Raw genomic sequence first — 20,472 nt, forward strand, 5'->3', positions numbered from 1 at the left:
CCCGCCGGTCGGCGGGGCCCGTTCATCCTCGGGTGAGACGTCACGTCGTCACGTCGTCACGACGTCACATCGGCACGACGTCAAACCGTCACGACGGCTCCAGGCCGTGGCTGCGCAGCCACGAGAGCGGGTCGATCGCCGAACCGCCGGCCGGCCGTACCTCGAAGTGCAGGTGGGGTCCGGTGGAGTTGCCCGAGTTGCCGGAGTACGCGATCGGGTCGCCGGCCTTCACCGTGGTGCCGGAGGGGACCTGGTAGCTGGAGAGGTGGCAGTACCACGTCTCCGTGCCGTCCTTCGCGGTCACGATCATCATGTTGCCGTACGCGCTGTTCCACTGCGTACGGACCGTGCCGTCGGTCGCGGCCATCACCGTGGTGCCGTACGACACGGGGAAGTCGATGCCGGTGTGCACCGACATCCAGTTGATGCCCGCCTGGCCGTAGTAGGCGCTCAGCCCGTGCTGCGCGACCGGAAGCGCGAACTTCGGGCGCAGCCGCTCCTTGCGGGCCGCTTCCTCCGCCGCCTTCCTCTTCTCGGCCTCCTGCTGGGCCTCGAGGTCGATGCGCTCCTGGGTCCGGCTGGCCCGGTCGGCGAAGTCGTCGGCCCCGGCGGAGAGGCTGGCGAGCTGGGTGTCCAGCTTGTTGTTGGCGGTGGACGGCTTCACCGGCTGCGCGTCCGCCGCGGAGGCCGTGGTCTCCTGGCCCTCCTCGCCACCCGAGAGGCCGCCGACCGAGGCGGCGGCGATGCCGGCGACGCCCATGACACAGGCGGAGGGGACCGCGATGGTCAGCAGCGCCGAGCGCTTGGCGGGCTGACGGCGGCGGGAACGGGCCGCGCCGCGGGATCCGGCACGGGGGGCCGGGATCCGGGCCGGGGTGGTCTCCTCCTGGTCGTCGAGCAGGGCGGTCACGGTGGGCAGTTCGCCGGTGGCGGCCGTCTCGCCGTTGTCCCGTGCCGGTTCGTCCTGGGGCAGCTGGGCGAAGGTCGCCGTGGCCTGCTGGTCGAGGGGCACGGAGGCGTGCTCGTCCTGCGGGGGAGCGCCGTCGCCGTCCGGGCCGGGGTTGTCCGCCGCGCCGTCCGAGTTCCACTGCGTGGCGTCGTAGGCCCCGGTGTCGAAGGTCTGCGTGCCCCACTCCCACTGCTGGGTGTGGTCGGCGGGGTTGCCGGACTGGTCGGGCTGGAGCCAGGCGCCGGCGTCCCACTGGCCGGTCGCCTCGGCGGTCGCCTGCGCCGGCACGGAGACCTGCTGGTACCCGGAGGTCCAGGTGGTCGTGTCGTAGGCGCCGGTGTCGTAGGCGGCGTGGTGCTGAGCCGCGTACTGGTCGTGGTTCAGGGTCTGGTGGCTGCCGGTGGTCCACTGGGTGGCGTCGTACGAACCCGTGGTGTCGTACGAGTCGTAGGCGCCGGTGTTCTGGGCCGGGAGGCTCCCGAACAGGGGGTCCGCGTCGAAGGCCGCCGTGGCGGCGTGACCGCCGGTGGCAAAACCGGTGGCGTCGTAGCCGCCGTACGTGGTGAGGTCGCCGTACTGGGCTTCCTCGGTGCCGTACGACGCGTAGTGCGCCGGGGCGGCGTCGGAAGCCGGGGCCGGGGTGGTCATGGTCCCCGACGGGTGACGGTCGTTCACCAACTTCTCTTTCGCCTCGACAACAGGGGCTGCCAGAGCAGTGCGGCGACTGTACCCGGCGGTATACGGGCACGACAATCTTCGGCAGGTTTCGCGCGCGCAGGAAACGGGCAATCGGCCGTGTTTTGGGGGACGGCGGACGTGAGCTTGGCTTTGTGTTCGAGAAATGTTCGACTTCGGGCCGGGTTTCAGGCGACGGTCAGGCCGTCTGCGCGGTCCTTCTTCCCGTCGGCCGGCACGGTGGTGTCGAGGGCCTGCCGTATGCCGGTGGCGACGGCGGGGTGCACGGGCAGGGCGAGGTGACCGATGCCGCTCACCCGTACGTTCTCCACCGACAGGTCGGGGTGGTTGAGGCAGGCCGTCTCCAGCGGGTCCATCACGCGGTCCAGGTCGCTCCAGAAGCTCACGAACCGGGTGCGGCATCCGGGTGACGGCAGGGCCAGCTCCTCCAGCACCGCGGAGCCGGGGCGCATCTGGCGCACGATCGGGTGCGCGTTCGCCAGCGGCACCACGCGGGTGCCGGTGTGCGGGGTGCCGAGCGTGACGAGCATCCGGACCCGGGCGTCGCCGCCGAGTCGCTGCACGTAGTAGCGCGCGATCAGTCCGCCGAGGCTGTGGCCGACGACGTCGACCCGATCGCTGCCCGTGCGGGCGCAGATCTCCTCTATGTGCCGACCGAGCAGCTCGGCACCGGTGCGGATGTCGCAGGTCAGCGGTGAGTAGTTGAGCGACTCAACCTGGTGCCTGCCGTGCTGGGCGAGGCTGCGGCGCAGGAACAGGAAGACCGAGCGGTTGTCGATGAAGCCGTGCAGGAGGACTACCGGGAGGCTGGTGCCGGACGGCAGCTGCGGCGTGGGCGGGGACGGTCGGGGGCCCGGTGGTCCGCATCGGTCCGCCGCGTCCGGGGACGGCTGCGGCGAGGGGAGGACGGGAGCGGACCGGCGTTCCTGGACGATTCCGGAGGGGTAGAGCAGCAGATGCCCGGCGAGGATCGCGATTTCCAGTGCCGTGGCTTTCAGGAGGGTCAGGGAGATTCCCGTCAGCCTGCCCGGGAGGCCGGGCAGATCGGGCAGAAGACGCTGGCAGAACGGCAGAAGGGGCGAAACTGCCCGGGTGACCGTGACCAACATGGGCCGACCTCCTGTCGGCACGCGGAGGAACGCCTCTGTCCCCGTGTGCCCTCGTGGAGAGCCGTGACACCTGCGGTAGGTGGTATTTGCGAGGTCGCCGTGAGCTGAATATGCCCCTGCGGCTGGTGGGGCGGTGATGCCGGTGATGTGATCAGGTGCTGGTGGTGTCGGCGATGCGGCGATGCGGCCTTCCGCTGCCTGCCCTCGCTGCGGCTCTCCTTGCGCGTGTCCCTACCGCGACCCTCCGGAGAGATGTGCGGCGGAACGTGTCCCACGTGTGATTTCCCCCTCTGTCTCCACCGCGAAACCGCCGGTTGCGGGATGCTGGCGATAACGTTCGTTCACTTCCCCGGCACGCGCGGAGTGCGCCCTGCGGTTCGCGCAGTCCGTGCACTGTGTGCCCTTCGTGCACGCCGTGCCGTGTGTACGGCGTGGGTGATGTGTGCGGTACTTGTCGTACGGATGGATGTAGTCGCTTCATGGAGGCAGTGATGGGTGTGGCAGCCGGTCCGATCCGCGTGGTGGTGGCCAAGCCGGGGCTCGACGGCCACGATCGCGGGGCCAAGGTGATCGCGCGTGCGCTGCGCGACGCCGGTATGGAGGTCATCTACACCGGTCTCCACCAGACCCCCGAGCAGATCGTCGACACCGCGATCCAGGAGGACGCCGACGCGATCGGGCTGTCCATCCTCTCCGGTGCGCACAACACGCTCTTCGCCGCCGTGATCGACCTGCTCAAGGAGCGGGACGCGGAGGACATCCTGGTCTTCGGCGGCGGGATCATCCCCGAGGCCGACATCGCTCCGCTGAAGGAGAAGGGCGTCGCGGAGATCTTCACGCCCGGTGCGACGACAGCGTCGATCGTGGACTGGGTCCGGGCGAACGTGCGGCAGCCGGCGCAGGCGTAGCCGCGAGCTCGTCCGGGGCGAACGCCCGGTCGGAGCGCGTCCGGGGCCTGGACGCCCGGTCGGCCGCGCGCTCCGTGCCGGTTCGGAGACCGTCGGGCGGCACCTCGTGATGCCGGATCTCGGACCTTCTGCGTCCGGTCGCGTCCTTGCTCCCGCCTGCCGCGCGGACGCCGTCGTATGCAGTCCCGCCGCGTGGCGCCGGGCTGCGAGGCCGTGTGACGCCTGTACGAGGGGCCGGGAGTCGGCCTGCCTTGCGCGGGTCGGGAGCCGCCCCGCCTCAGGGGGACGGAGCCGTCCCGCGCCCGGGGCGGGCATGGCCCGTCCCGTGCCCGGGTTGTGCAGGGCTCGGTCCTCGCTGGGGTGGGCGGGGCCCAGTCCGCGCCGCGGTGGGCAGGGCCTGGCCCCTGCCGCGGTGGGCATGGCCCGTCCCGTGCCCGGGCTGTGCAGGGCCCGGACCGTGCTGCGGTGGGCCGGGCCCGGTCCGTGCCGGGGTGGGCCGGGCCTGGTTCGGCGGGGCGGGGTGCGCGTCCCCGGGCTCCTCGCTCGGGCGGACGGTGGGAGTTCGGCGGTCTGTCCTAGGGCGCCCCCAGTTCCTCGGTCATCGCGGCGCGCAGGCGCAATGTCGTCACCAGGCGCTGGAACGCCTCCGCCCAGTACCCGCCCGCCCCCGGCGAAGCGTCCTCCGTCTCGTCCGGTATCGCCAGCAGGCCGTCCAGGCGGCCCGCCTCCGAGGGGTCGAGACAGCGCTCGGCCAGTCCCATGACCCCGCTGAAGCTCCATGGATAACTGCCCGCGTCCCGGGCGATGTTGAGCGCGTCGACCACCGCCCGCCCGAGCGGCGCGGCCCACGGCACCGCGCACATCCCCAGGAGCTGGAACGCCTCCGACAGGCCGTGCGTCGCGATGAACCCGGCGACCCACTCGGCCCGCTCCCCGGCGTTCAGCGTGCCGAGCAGCTTGGCCCGCTCGGCCAGGGACACCGCTCCCGGGCCGCCGGCCTCGGGTGCCGTGGGCGAACCCAGCAGCGCCCTCGCCCACCCGGCGTCCCGCTGCCGCACCGCCGCCCGGCACCAGGCCGCGTGCAGCTCGCTCTGCCAGTCGTCCGCCACGGGCAGGGCGACGATCTCCTCGGGCGTACGTCCGCCGAGCCGGGCGGGCCAGGTCCCGAGCGGTGCCGCCTCGACCAACTGGCCGAACCACCAGGAGCGTTCACCGCGTCCCGCGGGAGGCTTGGGTACGACGCCGTCGCGCTCCATGTCCGCGTCGCACTCGTGGGGGGCCTCCACGACGATCGCCGGTGCGGCGCCCGTGCGGTCGACGGACACGCAGGTCAGGGCTCTGGCCGCCATCCGCGCGGCGAGCGCCGAGCCCGGCAGCGCCGACAGCAGCTCCGCCGCCGTCGCCCGTACGTTACGGCTCCGGTCGGCCAGTGCCCGTTCCAGGAACGGCTCGTCCTGCGGCCCCAGCCCCGTCCGCAGCGAGTCGAGGAACATCAGGCGGTCCTCGGCCCGCTCCGTCGGCCAGGTGGAGGCGAGCAGCTCGCGGGCGCCGGCGGCGTCCCGGGCGCGCAGGGCCGCCAGGAGGGCGACACGCTCGGCGAACAGCCCCTCCTCCCACAGCTGCCGCACCCGGGCCGTGTCCTCGGGGCGCGGCAGCGCGGCTCCTCCGCCCGGTGCCGCGCGCAGGGCGAACCGCCAGTCCGGGTTGAGCCGGGCCAGCCACAGGGCGCGCGGCCCGGCGAACGTCAGCGTCGCCGGACGCAGGTCCGTACGCCCGCGTGCCGCGTCCAGCAGGGCGGGCAGCGTCTGAGGGGGCGCGGCGAAGCCCCGGGCGTTCGCCGCCGCCAGCCACTGGGGCAGCAGCTCCATCAGGTCGGGTGCCGTGCCCCTGCGGCCCCCGCCCGCCGTGCCGGGGCGGTCGGCGAGCAGCATGGTGAGCCTGCGTGCCGCCGCGGCCGGCAGCGGTGGGCGCGGATCCTCGGGCGCCGGTTCCAGACGCTCCGCCGAGCGGGCGGGGCGCAGCCCGGCGCGTCTGCGCACCGTTTCCACGGCCGCCGCGTCCAGCAGGGCCGTCGGTGCCGCCCGACCGGGCGCGTGGCCCGGGGGAGTGCGCCGCTCCGTGCCGAGCAGCGCCGAGGTGACGAGTTCCTCCCAGGCGCCCGGCACGGGCGCCTGCGCGGGAGCGGGCGTCTGGGGCATGCGGTTCCCTTCCGTGGAATGGGTCAGCACAGCTGCACCGCCGGTCCGGGATCCGCCGGCCAGGCCGCCAGCGGGGTGAAGCCCCGGTGACCGCACTCACCGAAGACCTTGACCGGCTCACCGCCGGAGAGGGCCACCAGGCGCCACAGACCCGGGCGGTGGTGCGTCGCGGGCGTGAGGGGCAGCGCCGTGTCCTCGTCGGCGTCCGCCAGCTGCCAGGAGTCGCCGTCCGGGACCGGAACGACCCGCTCCAGGGTCACCGGGACCGACTCCAGCCACGGGTCGTCACGGAGCGCCTCGCCGTAGCGGGCGGCGGCCCGGGTCGTCGACACGCCCGGTGGGCGTATCGCCGTCGGGGCCGGCGGAGCGAACTGCTTGCCCAGTGACGCCCGCTGCCGGCCGCCGCCCGGATACGCGGACACCTCCGCCTCCAGGGTCAGGCCCACCGGCAGCGCGAGCTCCGGAGCACGGCCGGCGGCGCCGTAGGAGAGCAGGAGTGCGGTGCGGTTCGATTCGACGCCGTGCAGCCATATCCGACGGGTCGTCAACCGCGTGTCGGCGGTGTCGTACTGAGCCAGGACCAGCCAGTTGTCCCGCACCGGAGGCCCGTCCGGCGACACCGGCAGGCCGACGCGCGCGCGGACCGTCGCCGCCAGGTCGTCGGGGAGCCGATCGCGCCCCAGCCAGCCCTGGCCGAGAAGGTGGAGGAGGGCGCACTCCTCCAGGAGCCGCACCGGCCAGCCGGGACCGGACGCCGGAATCGCTCCCAACTCCCTGACCCGCGCGGCCAGTCCCGACGCCTGGGCGTCGACCATGCGGGCCGCCGTCTCCTCCCACATCCCGTACCCGGCCTGCTCCACGCCGGCCAGACCACCGCGCAGCAGGTCCGTCAGCCGCTGCTCCAGCTCCGTGGCCCCCGCGGTGATCCGCTCGGCCCGGCGCTCCGCCCTGCGCCGCGCCGCATCCGGATCACCGGCGCCGGGCCCGGAGCCGGGGGAGTCCGCCGCACTCTTCTCCTCGGCGCGTCTGCGCCGGCCCGAGATCCACTGCTCCGCCCAGTCCGGCGCCTGCGCCGTCGGCACCGCCCCCTCCCCGCCCGCCCAGAGCAGCAGCAGACCGAGCGCGTGCTTGCACGGGAACTTGCGGCTCGGGCAACTGCACTTGTACGCGGGCCCCGAAACGTCCGCGATGTCGACGATCGTCTGATACGGCTTGCTGCCACTGCCCTTGCACAGCCCCCACACCGTCCCCTCGTCGGAACTCCCCGCCTCGGACCACGGCCCGGCCGCGCCGAGTTTGCTGCCCGCTTTGCGTGACGCGGCGTCAGGCGCCAGTGCCAGCACCTGGTCCGCGCTCCAGCGCACCCCCTGCTGAGTCATGCCATCGAAGGTAGATCCCGCCACTGACAATCGACCTCGCGAGCGCGTCAGTGCTGGTCAGAGCGATTGTCAGTGGGGTGGTGCACCGTGGATGCCAGATCCGAACCGGCCGAGCTGGAGGGGGACTCAGCCATGCCTGCGTCCGTTGAACCGACGTCCGTCGACCCGAGCCAGAACGGGTCCGCGCCCGCGAACACGGGGACGGGCAGCCCCGTTGCCGCGCCCGCGGACACACAGTCGAGCACACCCGGAGCCGAGGCGCTGCGGCCGCACGCCGAGCACGCCTTCGCCGCCGAACTCGCCGCGCTGGCCGCGCAGGACGACCGTCCGCGCCCGGCCCGCTGGAAGCTGTCGCCGTGGGCCGTGGCCACGTACCTGCTCGGCGGCACCCTGCCGGACGGCACGGTGATCACACCGAAATACGTGGGCCCGCGCCGCATCGTCGAAGTCGCCGTCACCACCCTCGCCACCGACCGCGCCCTGCTCCTGCTCGGCGTGCCCGGCACCGCGAAGACCTGGGTGTCCGAGCACCTGGCCGCGGCGGTCAGCGGTGACTCCACCCTGCTGGTGCAGGGCACGGCCGGCACGCCCGAGGAGGCGATCCGCTACGGCTGGAACTACGCGCAGCTGCTCGCCCACGGCCCCAGCCGCGACGCACTCGTGCCCAGCCCGGTCATGCGGGCCATGGCGGAGGGGATGACCGCCCGCGTCGAGGAGCTGACCCGCATCCCCGCCGACGTGCAGGACACGCTCATCACGATCCTGTCCGAGAAGACCCTGCCCATACCGGAGCTCGGCCAGGAGGTGCAGGCGGTCCGCGGCTTCAACCTGATCGCGACCGCCAACGACCGCGACCGCGGGGTCAACGACCTCTCCAGCGCGCTGCGCCGCCGCTTCAACACCGTGGTGCTGCCGCTGCCGGAGAGCGCCGAGGCCGAGGTCGACATCGTCTCGCGCCGCGTCGACCAGATCGGCCGGTCCCTCGACCTGCCGGCCGCGCCCGACGGCATCGACGAGATCCGCCGCGTCGTCACCGTCTTCCGCGAGCTGCGCGACGGGGTGACGGCCGACGGCCGGACGAAGCTGAAGTCGCCCAGCGGCACGCTGTCCACGGCCGAGGCCATCTCCGTGGTCACCAACGGCCTCGCTCTGGCCGCCCACTTCGGCGACGGAGTACTGCGGCCCGGTGACGTCGCCGCGGGCATCCTCGGCGCCGTCGTCCGCGACCCGGCGGCCGACCGCGTCATCTGGCAGGAGTACCTGGAGACGGTCGTCCGCGAGCGCGACGGCTGGAAGGACTTCTACCGGGCCTGCCGGGAGGTGAGCGCATGACCGGCATGTGGTGGCGGCTCCGGACGGGCGTCACGGCGTACGGCACGCGTGGTGCCGCGTCCGGCCGGACCGGGGACGAGGACGACTCGAGCTGGAACCGGAAGCGAGGGGGACGGGGTGACGGGCGCTGACAAGCCGGCCGGGCGGTCCGCCGCGGGTCCGCTGCTGCTCGGCGTGCGGCACCACGGGCCGGGGTCGGCACGGGCGGTCCGGGCCGCGCTGGAGGCGGCCCGGCCGCGGGTCGTGCTGATCGAGGGGCCGCCCGAGGCGGACTCCCTGATCCCCCTGGCCGCCGACGAGGGCATGCGGCCGCCGGTCGCCCTCCTCGCCCACGCCGTGGACGAACCCGGCCGGTCCGCGTTCTGGCCGCTGGCCGAGTTCTCCCCGGAGTGGGTCGCCATCCGCTGGGCCGTGGAGAACGGCGTCCCGGCCCGCTTCGTCGACCTCCCGGCCGCGCACACGCTCGCGTGGCAGGAGCAGGACGCCGAAGGGGACGGGCCCGAGGACGGACGGGGGGCGGGGCGCGATCCCGAGGACGGTCAGGGGGCGGGGGGCGACCCCGAAGCCTCCCGTGACGTGCGGGCCGACCCCCTCGCCGTGCTCGCCGAGGCCGCCGGGCACGACGACCCGGAGCGCTGGTGGGAGGACGTCGTCGAGCACCGGGGGGCGGGAGAGGGGGACGCCCTCGCGCCGTTCACCGCGCTGGAGGAGGCCATGGGGGCGCTGCGGGAGACGGAGACCGGCGACGGGCGCGACCGGGACCTCGTGCGCGAGGCGTACATGCGGCTCCAGGTGCGGGCGGCGCAGCGGGAGTTCGCCGACGCTGTGGCCGTGGTCTGCGGGGCCTGGCACGTACCGGCACTGCGGCGGAGGACCACCGTCGCCGCCGACCGGGCGCTGCTGAAGGGACTGCCCAGGACGAAGGTCGACATGACCTGGGTGCCGTGGACCCACCGCAGGCTGTCCCGGGCCAGTGGGTACGGGGCGGGGATCGACTCACCGGGCTGGTACGGACACCTGTTCGGCGCGCCGGACCGGCCCGTCGAGCGATGGCTGACGAAGGTCGCCGGCCTGCTGCGCGAGGAGGACCGGATCGTCTCCTCGGCCCATGTCATCGAGGCCGTGCGGCTCGCCGGCACGCTCGCCGCGATGCGCGGGCGTCCGCTGCCCGGCCTGAGCGAGACGACGGATGCCGTGCGCGCGGTCATGTGCGAGGGCTCGGACGTGCCGCTCGCGCTGGTGCACGACCGGCTGGTCGTGGGGGACGTGCTCGGCGAGGTGCCCCCGGGGGCGCCCGCGGTGCCCCTGCAGCGGGACCTCGCCCGGATCCAGCGACGGCTGCGGCTCAAGCCGGAGGCGCTGGAGCGCGAACTGGAGCTCGACCTGCGCAAGGAGACCGACGCCGAGCGCGGCAGACTGCTGCACCGGCTGCGGCTGCTCGGCATCGGATGGGGCGAGCCGGCCGCGTCTCGGGGCAGTACGGGCACGTTCCGGGAGACGTGGCGGCTGCGCTGGGAGCCGGAGCTGTCCGTGCGGGTGGCCGAGGCCGGGGTGTGGGGCACGACCGTGCTCGCCGCCGCGACCGCCAAGGCGGAGGCGGACGCCGTGTCCGCACAGGGCCTCGCCGAGGTCACCGCGCTCGCCGAGCGCTGCCTGCTGGCCGACCTGCCGGACGCGCTCCCCGCGGTGATGCGGATCCTCGCCGACCGCGCCGCCCTCGACGCGGACGTCGGCCACCTCGCCCAGGCCCTGCCGGCCCTGGTCCGCTCCCTGCGCTACGGCGACGTGCGGGGCACGGACACCGGCGCGCTGGCCGAGGTCGCCGCGGGGCTCGCCGAGCGGGTCTTCGTCGGCCTGCCCCCGGCCTGTGCCGCGCTGGACGCCGACGCGGCCGAGGAGATGCGCCGCCATGTGGACGCCGTGCACGGGGCGGTGGGGCTGCTCGGGGACGACCCCGCACCGGGCCACGGCGACCTGCGGAGGCGCTGGCAGACGGTCCTGCGGCTGCTGTCCGTCCGGGACACCGTGCCCGGCGTCATCCGGGGACGCGCCGTACGGCTCCTGCTGGACGAGGGGGAGCTGGCGGCCGAGGAGGCGGCACGGCTCATGGGGCTGGTCCTCTCCCCGGGTACGCCACCGGCGGACGGGGCGGCCTGGATCGAGGGCTTCGTCGGAGGCGGCTCCGGAGGCGGCCTGCTCCTCGTCCACGACGAGCGCCTGCTCGGACTGGTCGACGCCTGGCTGACGGGCGTACCGGCGGAGGCGTTCACGGACGTACTGCCACTGCTGCGGCGCACCTTCTCGGGCTACGAGCCCGGGGTGCGCCGCACCCTCGGCGAGCTGGTCCGGCGCGGACCGGGGCAGCGGGGGAGCGTGACCGCGGCGGGGTCCGGCATCCCCGGGTTCGCGGACGAGCTCGACACCGGGCGCGCCGACGCGGTGCTGCCGGTGGTCCGGCTGCTGCTCGGCCCGGACCCGGCCGGCGCACTCCTTCCAGGAGCCGGGGACACCGGCCGCCACGAGGCCGACGACGAGGACAACGACCCGGTGGGGGTGGAGGCATGACGACCGAGCTGGTGGACCCGGAGCGGGAGCGGCTGCGACGGTGGCGGCTCGTGCTCGGCGGTGACGCGGCCGACGGCACCGGGTGCGCGCTCTCCGGACGGGACGCGGCGATGGACGGGGCCCTCGCGGCCCTCTACGGAAAGGCGGACAAGGCCCACAAGAGCCGGGACCGTTCCGCGGGGCTCGGGGCGTCGGCGCCGTCCGTGGCGCGCTGGCTGGGGGACATACGGACATACTTCCCGTCCTCCGTCGTGCAGGTCATGCAGCGGGACGCCATCGACCGGCTCGGCCTCGCCACGCTGCTGCTGGAGCCGGAGATGCTGGCGGCCGTCGACGCCGACGTGCACCTCGTCGGCACGCTGCTGTCCCTCAACAAGGCGATGCCGGAGACGACGAAGGAGACGGCACGGGCCGTCGTGCGGGGGGTCGTCGAGGACCTGGAGAAGCGGCTCGCCACCCGCACCCGGGCCACCCTCACCGGCGCCCTCGACCGCAGCGCCCGCGTCAGCCGGCCCCGCCACCACGACATCGACTGGAACCGCACGATCGCGGCCAACCTCAAGCACTACCTGCCGGAGTACCGGACGATCGTGCCGGAGCGGCTCATCGGCTACGGGCGGGCGTCCCGGTCCGTGAAGAAGGAGGTCATCCTCTGCATCGACCAGTCGGGGTCGATGGCGGCGTCCGTCGTGTACGCGTCCGTGTTCGGGGCGGTGCTGGCGTCCATGAAGTCGATCAGCACCCGGCTCGTCGTCTTCGACACCGCGGTCGTCGACCTCACCGACCAGCTCGACGACCCGGTGGACGTGCTCTTCGGCACCCAGCTCGGCGGCGGGACGGACATCAACCGGGCGCTGGCGTACTGCCAGTCCCGGATCACCCGGCCCGCGGAGACGGTGGTCGTGCTGATCAGCGACCTCTACGAGGGAGGCATACGCAACGAGATGCTCAAGCGGGTGGCGGCCATGAAGGCGGCGGGCGTGCAGTTCGTGACGCTGCTGGCCCTGTCCGACGAGGGGGCGCCCGCGTACGACCGGGAGCACGCGGCGGCGCTGGCCGCACTGGACGCGCCGGCCTTCGCCTGCACGCCGGATCTGTTCCCGGAGGTGATGGCGGCGGCGATCGAGAAGCGGCCCCTGCCCGTACCGGACGCCGGGTGAGGCCGGGGCGGGCGCGCCGGCCGGGTGGCGACTTGTCGATCCGGCGCCGCCCGACTCCTGCCAGCAAAACGGACATGACTACCCATCGGTAACGGCGGGCTTGCGCAACCTCGGGACTCCCGTGCGAGGATCGCGCGTCGTATCGATGCGTCGTCCGCGGCGCCCGTCGTTCCGCCGAACGGGAGGAACCTCCCCCTCTTGATCTGGTCACCAGCCCTGCCCGGTGCCGCTCTGCGTGTGATGCGCAGGGCGGCCGGGTGGCGTGCGCTTCAGGTGGCACTGCTCGTGGGCGGGGTGTTCGTCCTCGGGCTGCTCTTCGGGGAACGGGCGCAGGCGGCCGAGGGCGTGCCCCCGGCGAAGGACGTCGTCGGCACGGTCGCGGACGTCGTCCCGGCGGCCACGGGCGGATCCGAGGCTCCCGGTGAGCGTGACGGGGCGGGCGCGAAGCCGGCCGGCGAGACATCTGCGTCACTCGTTCCGGACCTCCGGCCGGTGACCGGTCACGTCGTCCGGTCCGTGCAGGACCGGGTCGTGCGGCCGGTCGACGACCTGGTGCGGATGGTGTCGGAGGACCTCGAGTCCGCACGGTCGAAGGCGCCGCCACTGGAGTTGCTGCCGCTGGAGCCGCTGCCGTCGCTCCCCGCGCCGCCGCCGCTTCCGGCCGTCCCCGACATGCCGTCGCTCCCGGCCGTCCCCGAGGCGCCGGTGCTTCCGGCCGTCCCCGCGCCCCCAGCGCTGCCGGACGTGTCCGACCCGCATCCGGATCTTCCCGCCGCACCGGTGTCCCCGGCCGCCTCGCAGCCCGGCCACGATCCCGCGGCCACGGCGTCGTCGGCGGCCGCCCCGACGTCCGGCGCCCCGTACGGGCCCCGGCTCGCCGATGGTGCCGCTCACCCCACGGCGCACGGTGACACGCACCGTTCGGCCGCCGCACACGCCCCCGCCCGTCCGGCACCCGCAGGTGATCCGGACGGAGCGCTCGGCAACGGTTCCGCCGCCGACAACGGCACCCCGCGGCACGGCGACGCGCACGCGGTCACCCTTCACCACCAGGTACCGCTCCGACTCGTGCCGGGCGCCGTCGTGCGCGCCGACTCGGACGAGGTCCAGGACAGGTACCGGGACATTCCGGTCTCTCCGGCCTAGGCAGGGCCTTCCCCCGCGACAGACCTGCCGCGCGGGGGCGGAAAGGTCTGCCCGCCCCTCCGGAAACCCTCGTTCCCGGAGGGAGGAAGCCGGGGCCGCCGCGGAGCACCGCCGGCCCGGCGCCGGAAATGTCCCCAAGCTTGTGAAGGACCCTGACCCACCCATGAACAAGAACATCCGCCGTTCCATCGTCATAGCCGCCGGCGTGACCGGTGCCTGGGCGCTCGGCTCCGCCGTCGCCAGTGCGGACGAGCTGCCCTCCGTCTCCGTCTCCGTACCGGACACCGCCGACACCACCGCCGACGCCGTGACGGACACGGCCGACGGCACCGTCTCCGACGTCCGGGAGGCCGCCGACCGGTCCGTGCAGGCCCCCCGGCCCGAGGCCCCGCAGATCCAGACGCCCGAGGCCGGGTCCGAGTCCGCCGAGGACGACATCGACTACCTCTTCGGCCCCCTCTCCGCATTCGCACCCCAGCTGGAGCAGGCCCCGGCCGCCGCGCAGGACACCGTGGCCGGCGTCCCCGGCGCGGTGACGCCGGTCGTCGGGGAGACCGCCGACGCGGCCGTCCCGCCGGTCGCCGACCGGGCCGTGACGGGCGCCGAGCCGGTCGCCGGGCACGCCGTGGCCGGCGTGGTCCGGGTCGTCGACGGTGTGGCCGCCGACGTACCGCCGTACGCCACCGGTCTGGTCGGGCAGGTCACCGGCGACACCGCGGACGCCGTGCTGCCGCCGGTCGCGAACACCGCCGTGCGGGGCGTGGTGCCCGTCGCCGGGCAGGCCGTCGGTGACGCGGGCGCGGTGGCGCACGGCGTCGTGGGCGACGTGCGGCCCTTCGCGGGCGGCGTCGTGGGCGCCGTACCGCCGCTCGCGCAGGGCGTGGCCGGACAGGCCGGACCCTTCGCCGGGGGCGTCGCCGGCGAGGTGCCGCCCTTCGCCGACGGGGTCACCGGTGCCGTGCGGCCCGTCGTCGACGCCGTCGTGGAGACCGTCCGCCCGGTCGTCCAGGGCGTCGGTGGCAGCGCCACGGAGCTGGCGTACGGGGTCGCGGGCCACGCGGCGCCCTTCGCGGACGGCGTCGTCGGCGAGGTCTCCCCGTTCGCCCAGGGCGTCACCGGGCAGGTCGCGCCCTTCGCCCAGGACCTGACCGGAACCGTCGGCGACACCGCGGCCCCGCTGGCCGGTCACGCCGTCACCGGCGCCCTGGGCGTGGCCGAGTCGGTCACCCCGGGCTACGCCCAGGGCGTGTACCAGTCGGTCACTGCGGACCACGCCCAGGGCGTGCACCAGCCGGCCGTCCACGGCTACGCCCACGACGCCCACCGGACCGCCGCCCCGTACCGCGTCTGACCGGTCCGACCGGTCAGACCGGCACGAACGCTCCACCCGGCGCCGCACCCGGCGCACCGCCCCGCGCAGCGCGACCGCGGCGGACGCGGGCAACGCGTCCGCCCGCCGGAGCGTGACGACCGGGGCGGACGACCGACTCCGCGGGGTACCCGGCCCCGGAAGGCCGAAAGCCGTCGGCCCCCGGCCGGCCGGAACCCCGCGGATGGGGTCGGCCGGTCCCCATTGGGGTGGGGACCGGCCGGCCCGCACTCCGTGGGGCCGCACCGTGCGGCACACGGAGAATCCCGACGGGCCTCACCGGGTCAACCCCAGCCCGGTGAGGCCCCACGCCGCCCGCCCGCGCACCGACGCCCCTCACACACGGCACCCCGTGCCAGAGAGGACGGCATCATGTGACAGGTATCACCGCGCAGGTGTGACTCGCGATTTAGAGACCCCCCGCAAGCGGCGATAACCTGCGAGACGGACATGCCGCGCGCTCGGACACCGTGTGCGCCTCCCTTGTGACACATGCGGACGTCACGTTGCCCTTCGCGGCACGCCCACGCATCCAACGAACCGCGAGATCACTGATAGGGACGGAAGCGCGTGGACCTGTTCGAGTACCAGGCGAGGGACCTCTTCGCCAAGCACGATGTACCGGTGCTGGCCGGTGAAGTCATCGACACGCCTGAGGCGGCGCGCGAGATCACCGAGCGTCTGGGCGGCAAGTCCGTCGTCAAGGCTCAGGTGAAGGTCGGTGGCCGCGGCAAGGCCGGTGGCGTGAAGCTGGCCGCCACCCCGGACGAGGCCGTCGCCCGCGCGACGGACATCCTCGGCATGGACATCAAGGGCCACACGGTCCACAAGGTGATGATCGCCGAGACCGCTCCGGAGATCGTCGAGGAGTACTACGTCTCCTTCCTCCTCGACCGTGCCAACCGCACCTTCCTCTCCATCGCGTCCGTCGAGGGCGGCATGGAGATCGAGGAGGTGGCGGCCACCCGTCCGGAGGCCGTCGCCAAGACCCCGATCGACGCCATCGAGGGCGTGACCCCCGAGAAGGCGCGCGAGATCGTCGAGGCCGCGAAGTTCCCGGCCGAGGTCGCCGACAAGGTCGTGAACGTCCTCGTCAAGCTGTGGGACACCTTCATCAAGGAGGACGCCCTCCTGGTCGAGGTCAACCCGCTGGCGAAGGTCGCCTCCGGCGACGTCATCGCCCTCGACGGCAAGGTGTCGCTCGACGACAACGCCGAGTTCCGTCACCCCGACTTCGAGGAGCTCCACGACAAGGCCGCGGCCAACCCGCTCGAGGCCGCCGCCAAGGAGAAGAACCTCAACTACGTCAAGCTCGACGGCGAGGTCGGCATCATCGGCAACGGCGCGGGCCTGGTCATGTCGACCCTGGACGTCGTCGCGTACGCCGGTGAGAAGCACGGCAACGTCAAGCCGGCCAACTTCCTGGACATCGGCGGTGGCGCCTCCGCCCAGGTCATGGCCAACGGCCTGGAGATCATCCTCGGCGACCCGGACGTCAAGTCCGTCTTCGTCAACGTCTTCGGTGGCATCACCGCCTGTGACGAGGTCGCCAACGGCATCGTCCAGGCCCTGAAGCTGCTGGAGGACCGCGGCGAGCAGGTCACCAAGCCGCTCGTCGTCCGCCTCGACGGCAACAACGCCGAGCTGGGCCGGCAGATCCTCACCGACGCCGACCACCCGCTGGTCCAGCGCGTCGACACCATGGACGGCGCGGCCGACAAGGCCGCCGAGCTGGCCCACGCCGCCAAGTAAGCACTCAGGACGAGGACACCAACACACCATGGCTATCTGGCTCAACAAGGACAGCAAGGTCATCGTCCAGGGCATGACCGGCTCCACCGGCATGAAGCACACCAAGCTCATGCTCGGTGACGGCACGAACGTCGTGGGCGGCGTGAACCCGCGCAAGGCGGGCACCTCCGTGGACTTCGACGGCACCGAGGTACCGGTCTTCGGCACCGTCAAGGAGGCCATCGAGAAGACCGGCGCCAACGTCTCGGTCATCTTCGTGCCGGAGAAGTTCACCAAGGACGCGGTCGTCGAGGCCATCGACGCCGAGATCCCGCTGGCCGTCGTGATCACCGAGGGCATCGCCGTGCACGACACGGCCGCCTTCTGGGCGTACGCCGGCAAGAAGGGCAACAAGACCCGCATCATCGGCCCGAACTGCCCCGGCATCATCACCCCGGGCCAGTCCAACGTCGGCATCATCCCGGGCGACATCACCAAGCCGGGCCGCATCGGCCTGGTGTCGAAGTCCGGCACGCTGACGTACCAGATGATGTACGAGCTGCGCGACATCGGCTTCTCGACCGCCGTCGGCATCGGTGGTGACCCGATCATCGGCACCACGCACATCGACGCGCTCGCCGCCTTCCAGGACGACCCCGACACCGACCTGATCGTCATGATCGGCGAGATCGGCGGCGACGCCGAGGAGCGGGCCGCGGCCTTCATCAAGGACAACGTGACCAAGCCGGTCGTCGGCTACGTCGCGGGCTTCACCGCGCCCGAGGGCAAGACCATGGGCCACGCCGGCGCCATCGTCTCCGGTTCTTCCGGCACCGCACAGGCCAAGAAGGAGGCCCTGGAGGCCGCCGGCGTCAAGGTCGGCAAGACGCCGACCGAGACGGCCAAGCTCGCGCGCGCCATCCTCGCCGGCTGAGGACGGCCTCCCAGGCCCGAGGCCAGGCCGAGGCCAGGCCGAGCCGGGCCGGGACCTTCCGCGCACGGCAGCGGGCCCGCCTCCTTCCCGGGGGCGGGCCCGCTGCCGTTTCCGCGGCGGCTCTGTTCCGGTGCGGGACCCGCGGCGGACCCGGAGCGGGATCTCGGGCGGACCCGGAGCGCATCCGGGCCGTCACCCCGGTTCGGGCACCAGCCTCTCCGGCCCGTCCTGCAACTCGCTCCGGAGCTTGTGACGCAGCTCGAGCTGCTCGTCCGACAGCGGTCCCGGCGCCGTCCGGGGCGGCACGCCGCGCACCGTCGACCCCGGTGCCACGGGTGGTTCGTACTGGGCGGGAGCCGTGCGCAGGGTCAGGACCGTGGTGCCGACCAGGGCGGCCGTGAAGGCGACCGCCGTCCGTGTCCAGAACCGCGCCCGGCGCTCGCTGCCCATCCGCACCGCCGACGCGGCCTCCGCCCGCAGCCGCTCCGCCGACGCCAGCGCGGTCAGCCGCCGGTGCAGCTCCTCCGGGTCCGCCAGCTCGGGCAGGAGGGCGGCGACGGACTCCCGGGCACGCAGCAGCCGGCCGGCCGCCGCCGGGGTGCTGGCCTCGGTCTCCGCGGCCGTCTCGGGCAGGCCGAGACCGACCCCGTCGTGGAGCAGGAGCGTGCGGCGATGGGGCGGCGGAAGCGCCAGCAACGCGTCCAGCAGGGCGCGGCCGGAGGGGTCGGCAGGCGGCGGTTCCGGGTGCCGGTGGCGCGGACGGAAGCGCTGCCAGGGGGAGAGGGCGTACTCGTACGACGCCGCCCGCACCCAGCCCACCGGGTCGGGGTCGCGGGCCACCTCCGGCCAGCGTTCCCAGGCCAGTCGGAAGGCCCGCTCGACCGACTCGCGGGCCAGCTCCCGGCGGCCGGTCAGCAGGAAGGTCTGCCGTGCGAGGGCCGGGGCGCTGAAGTCGTACAGGGCATCGAACGCCTGAGCGGGCGTCAGGGGCGCTTCCCGTTCCCGGTCCCGTGGAGTCGCCCGGTCGTCCTCCTCCGCACGTACCGCCTCACGGGCGGCGCCCACCCGCGCCGCGAGCTGAGCCCACGTCAGCGAGGCGGCCTCGCGCAGACGTCGGCGCGCCTCGGGAGGGGGGAGCGGGGTGTCAGGGCTCTGCGTCACAGGGCACCCCTTCGCGCGAAAAAGTACATAAGCATATATTGAGCGACACAGCGGTGCTTCGCCCGTTACGACGGGAAAGCGCGTGTCGTTGGGAGCATGGCGGCGTGATCCAGACGACCGCTCGCCGAGCCCTGCTGACCCTGCTGCTCATCCGGTGGCGCGACCGGTCGCGGGCGCCCGGGCTGGCCGGCGGCCTCCTGGGTGGCGCGGTCGCGGCGGGGCTGGGGCTCGGTTCGATCACCGTGCTCGTGACGGTGCTGTGGATCAGCTCGCCGTACCCCGACGACGGACCCGGCGGCTCGCTGCACGTCGCCGCGACGCTGTGGGTGCTGGCACACGGTGTCGAGCTGGTGCGCGGCGACACGCTCTCCGGCGCGCCCGCGCCCGTGGGCGTCACCCCGCTGCTGCTGCTCGTCCTGCCGCTGTGGCTGGTGTACCGGGCGGCACGGGACGCCATGGACGGCGGCGCCGAGGGCGACGGGGGCGCGAGCGCCGGGGCCGGCCCGGGCCGCGCGGCGGACCCCGGCCCGCCACCCGTCTCCCCGCGCGCCGCGTGGCGGGGCGTCGTCCTCGGCTACCTGGCCGTCGGCACGCCGGCCGTGCTGTACGCCGCGGGCGGCGAGCCGCGGCCCTCGTGGCCCTGGACGGTGCTGTGCCTCCCGCTGGCCGTCATGGGCGCGGCCGGGGTCGGGGTGCTGACGGCGCACGGCCGCCCCTGTGGGCCGGTGGGGCGTGTGCGGGCCGCGCTGCCGTCGTGGACGCGGGAGCTGATCCTCGGGCGGGATGCGCGCCCGGGCGCCGCGGCGCGCGCCGCGGGCGCCGGGGTGGCGGTGCTGCTCGGCGGTGGGGGGTTGCTGCTCGCCGGCTCCCTGATCTGGCACGGCGGGGCCGCCCGCGGGTCCTTCCAGCGGCTGGCCGAGGGATGGCCGGGGCAGTTCGCCGTGCTGCTGCTCTGCCTGACGCTGGTGCCGAACGCGGCGGTGTGGGCGGCGGCGTACGCCCTCGGCCCGGGCTTCGTCCTCGGCGCCGGTCACCTCGTGAACCCCTTCGCCTCGGACCCCGTCCGGCTGCTGCCGCCCTTCCCGCTGCTGGCGGCGGTGCCGGACGCGGGCCCGGGCACGACGCTGCACTGGGCGGCGGGTGCGGTGCCGGTCGCGGCCGGGGTGACGGTGGGGTGGTTCACCGCCCGGGCGGCCACGACGCCCGACACGGACCCTGGGACGACAGCCGGCGCCGAACGGAAGACAACAGCCGGCGCCGACCGGATGACGACGACGGCCGGAAGCGGTGACCCGGACACCGCGCCGTGGCCCCTCGGCCGCACCGCTGCCGCCGCGGGCCTGGCCGCCCTGCTGTGCGCGGCCCTCGTCGCCCTGCTCGCCGCCTGGTCGGGCGGGGCGCTCGGGGACGGCGCCCTCGCCCGGTTCGGGCCGGTGTGGTGGCAGGCCGGGGGCGCAGCGCTGGTGTGGACCGGGGTGGTGGCCGTTCCCGTGGCGGTGGGGGTACGCGCCTGGAGGTGCCACGGACGGAGCCGTCCGGAGCGGACGCCGGCGGCCGCCCCCGGCGACGTAGGCGACCGGCGCCCACCGGCTCCGCCCCCGGCGCCGGCCGGAACCGGTGGGCGCCGGTTCCGGATGCCGCTGCCGTCGCTGGGCGGCCGGTTCACGCGCGGGACGGACAAGGCCGCCCAGGAGGCGCCGGCGACGGCGGAGGCCGACGAGGCCGCCGTGCCGGTCGGCCTCTACGACCAGGACGACGACGCGCTCAGCGCCTACGGCCTCCCGCCCGCCGACTCCCCGGCGGAGCCGCCCCGCACCCGGTGAGGCGGCCGGGCG

At 74.4% G+C, this 20,472-nt stretch carries 14 protein-coding genes; 9 read left to right on the top strand and 5 right to left on the bottom strand.

What is annotated here, in order from left to right; genetic code table 11:
• Window positions 1-88: 88 nt before the first annotated feature.
• Together H0H10_RS28755 and H0H10_RS28760 are read right to left on the bottom strand one after the other, a co-directional pair.
• Complete coding sequence (locus tag H0H10_RS28755; RefSeq protein ID WP_188184042.1) at window positions 89-1,624, bottom strand: M23 family metallopeptidase; 1,536 nt, start codon at window positions 1,622-1,624, stop codon at window positions 89-91.
• Between the two features lie 188 nt (window positions 1,625-1,812).
• Window positions 1,813-2,754 (bottom strand): esterase/lipase family protein, encoded by a 942-nt coding sequence (locus tag H0H10_RS28760; protein ID WP_188184043.1) that lies wholly within the window; start codon window positions 2,752-2,754, stop codon window positions 1,813-1,815.
• Between the two features lie 491 nt (window positions 2,755-3,245).
• On the opposite strand from H0H10_RS28760, the gene icmB reads away from it, so the two are divergent.
• Entirely contained in the window at window positions 3,246-3,662 is a 417-nt protein-coding gene (icmB, locus tag H0H10_RS28765) for a coenzyme B12-dependent isobutyryl CoA mutase small subunit (protein ID WP_188184044.1), read from the top strand.
• Window positions 3,663-4,237: 575 nt separating this feature from the next.
• On the opposite strand, the gene H0H10_RS28770 is transcribed toward icmB, so the two are convergent.
• A complete protein-coding gene (locus H0H10_RS28770) occupies window positions 4,238-5,860 on the bottom strand; it encodes a DUF5691 domain-containing protein (protein ID WP_188184045.1) in 1,623 nt (540 codons plus the stop codon).
• 23 nt (window positions 5,861-5,883) lie between these two features.
• Window positions 5,884-7,239 (bottom strand): SWIM zinc finger family protein, encoded by a 1,356-nt coding sequence (locus tag H0H10_RS28775; protein ID WP_188184046.1) that lies wholly within the window; start codon window positions 7,237-7,239, stop codon window positions 5,884-5,886.
• Between the two features lie 132 nt (window positions 7,240-7,371).
• Between H0H10_RS28775 and H0H10_RS28780 the strand changes: the two genes are divergently transcribed.
• From H0H10_RS28780 to sucD, 7 genes are all read left to right on the top strand, one after another.
• A complete protein-coding gene (locus H0H10_RS28780) occupies window positions 7,372-8,571 on the top strand; it encodes an ATP-binding protein (protein ID WP_188184047.1) in 1,200 nt (399 codons plus the stop codon).
• A gap of 117 nt (window positions 8,572-8,688) precedes the next feature.
• A complete protein-coding gene (locus tag H0H10_RS28785; protein ID WP_309141920.1) occupies window positions 8,689-11,136 on the top strand; it encodes a DUF5682 family protein in 2,448 nt (815 codons plus the stop codon).
• Window positions 11,133-12,296, top strand: coding sequence for a VWA domain-containing protein (locus H0H10_RS28790; protein ID WP_188184048.1), 1,164 nt, complete (start codon window positions 11,133-11,135; stop codon window positions 12,294-12,296). Before H0H10_RS28785 ends, H0H10_RS28790 begins: the two co-directional genes overlap by 4 nt.
• A gap of 198 nt (window positions 12,297-12,494) precedes the next feature.
• On the top strand, window positions 12,495-13,442 hold the full coding sequence (locus tag H0H10_RS28795) for a hypothetical protein (protein WP_188184049.1): 948 nt from the start codon (window positions 12,495-12,497) through the stop codon (window positions 13,440-13,442).
• A gap of 163 nt (window positions 13,443-13,605) precedes the next feature.
• Window positions 13,606-14,793: a hypothetical protein gene (locus H0H10_RS28800; protein ID WP_223180562.1), complete on the top strand. Its 1,188-nt coding sequence runs from the start codon at window positions 13,606-13,608 to the stop codon at window positions 14,791-14,793.
• Window positions 14,794-15,381: 588 nt separating this feature from the next.
• A complete protein-coding gene (gene sucC, locus H0H10_RS28805; RefSeq protein ID WP_188184050.1) occupies window positions 15,382-16,563 on the top strand; it encodes an ADP-forming succinate--CoA ligase subunit beta in 1,182 nt (393 codons plus the stop codon).
• A gap of 28 nt (window positions 16,564-16,591) precedes the next feature.
• Window positions 16,592-17,476 carry a succinate--CoA ligase subunit alpha gene (sucD, locus tag H0H10_RS28810; protein WP_188184051.1) on the top strand — a complete coding sequence of 295 codons (885 nt, stop codon included), beginning with the start codon at window positions 16,592-16,594 and terminating at the stop codon, window positions 17,474-17,476.
• A 192-nt stretch (window positions 17,477-17,668) separates the two neighbouring features.
• Here the strand turns inward: sucD and H0H10_RS28815 are convergent, their stop codons facing one another.
• Entirely contained in the window at window positions 17,669-18,637 is a 969-nt protein-coding gene (locus H0H10_RS28815) for a SigE family RNA polymerase sigma factor (RefSeq protein ID WP_188184052.1), read from the bottom strand.
• A gap of 104 nt (window positions 18,638-18,741) precedes the next feature.
• Here H0H10_RS28815 and H0H10_RS28820 point away from each other — a divergent pair, with 104 nt between their 5' ends.
• The gene (locus H0H10_RS28820; protein WP_188184053.1) at window positions 18,742-20,460 is read left to right on the top strand and encodes a cell division protein PerM; all 1,719 of its coding nucleotides are present in this window, start codon (window positions 18,742-18,744) and stop codon (window positions 20,458-20,460) included.
• Window positions 20,461-20,472: the final 12 nt, after the last annotated feature.

Source organism: Streptomyces griseicoloratus (genome assembly GCF_014534645.1).
Lineage (GTDB): Bacteria > Actinomycetota > Actinomycetes > Streptomycetales > Streptomycetaceae > Streptomyces > Streptomyces griseicoloratus.

Excerpts from the sequence above, each read along its gene's own strand:
- H0H10_RS28760 (WP_188184043.1), bottom strand. The coding sequence starts at position 2,754 with ATGTTGGTCACGGTCACCCGGGCAGTTTCGCCCCTTCTGCCGTTCTGC.
- icmB (WP_188184044.1), top strand. The coding sequence starts at position 3,246 with ATGGGTGTGGCAGCCGGTCCGATCCGCGTGGTGGTGGCCAAGCCGGGG.
- H0H10_RS28770 (WP_188184045.1), bottom strand. The coding sequence starts at position 5,860 with ATGCCCCAGACGCCCGCTCCCGCGCAGGCGCCCGTGCCGGGCGCCTGG.
- H0H10_RS28775 (WP_188184046.1), bottom strand. The coding sequence starts at position 7,239 with ATGACTCAGCAGGGGGTGCGCTGGAGCGCGGACCAGGTGCTGGCACTG.
- H0H10_RS28780 (WP_188184047.1), top strand. The coding sequence starts at position 7,372 with ATGCCTGCGTCCGTTGAACCGACGTCCGTCGACCCGAGCCAGAACGGG.
- H0H10_RS28790 (WP_188184048.1), top strand. The coding sequence starts at position 11,133 with ATGACGACCGAGCTGGTGGACCCGGAGCGGGAGCGGCTGCGACGGTGG.
- H0H10_RS28800 (WP_223180562.1), top strand. The coding sequence starts at position 13,606 with ATGAACAAGAACATCCGCCGTTCCATCGTCATAGCCGCCGGCGTGACC.
- sucD (WP_188184051.1), top strand. The coding sequence starts at position 16,592 with ATGGCTATCTGGCTCAACAAGGACAGCAAGGTCATCGTCCAGGGCATG.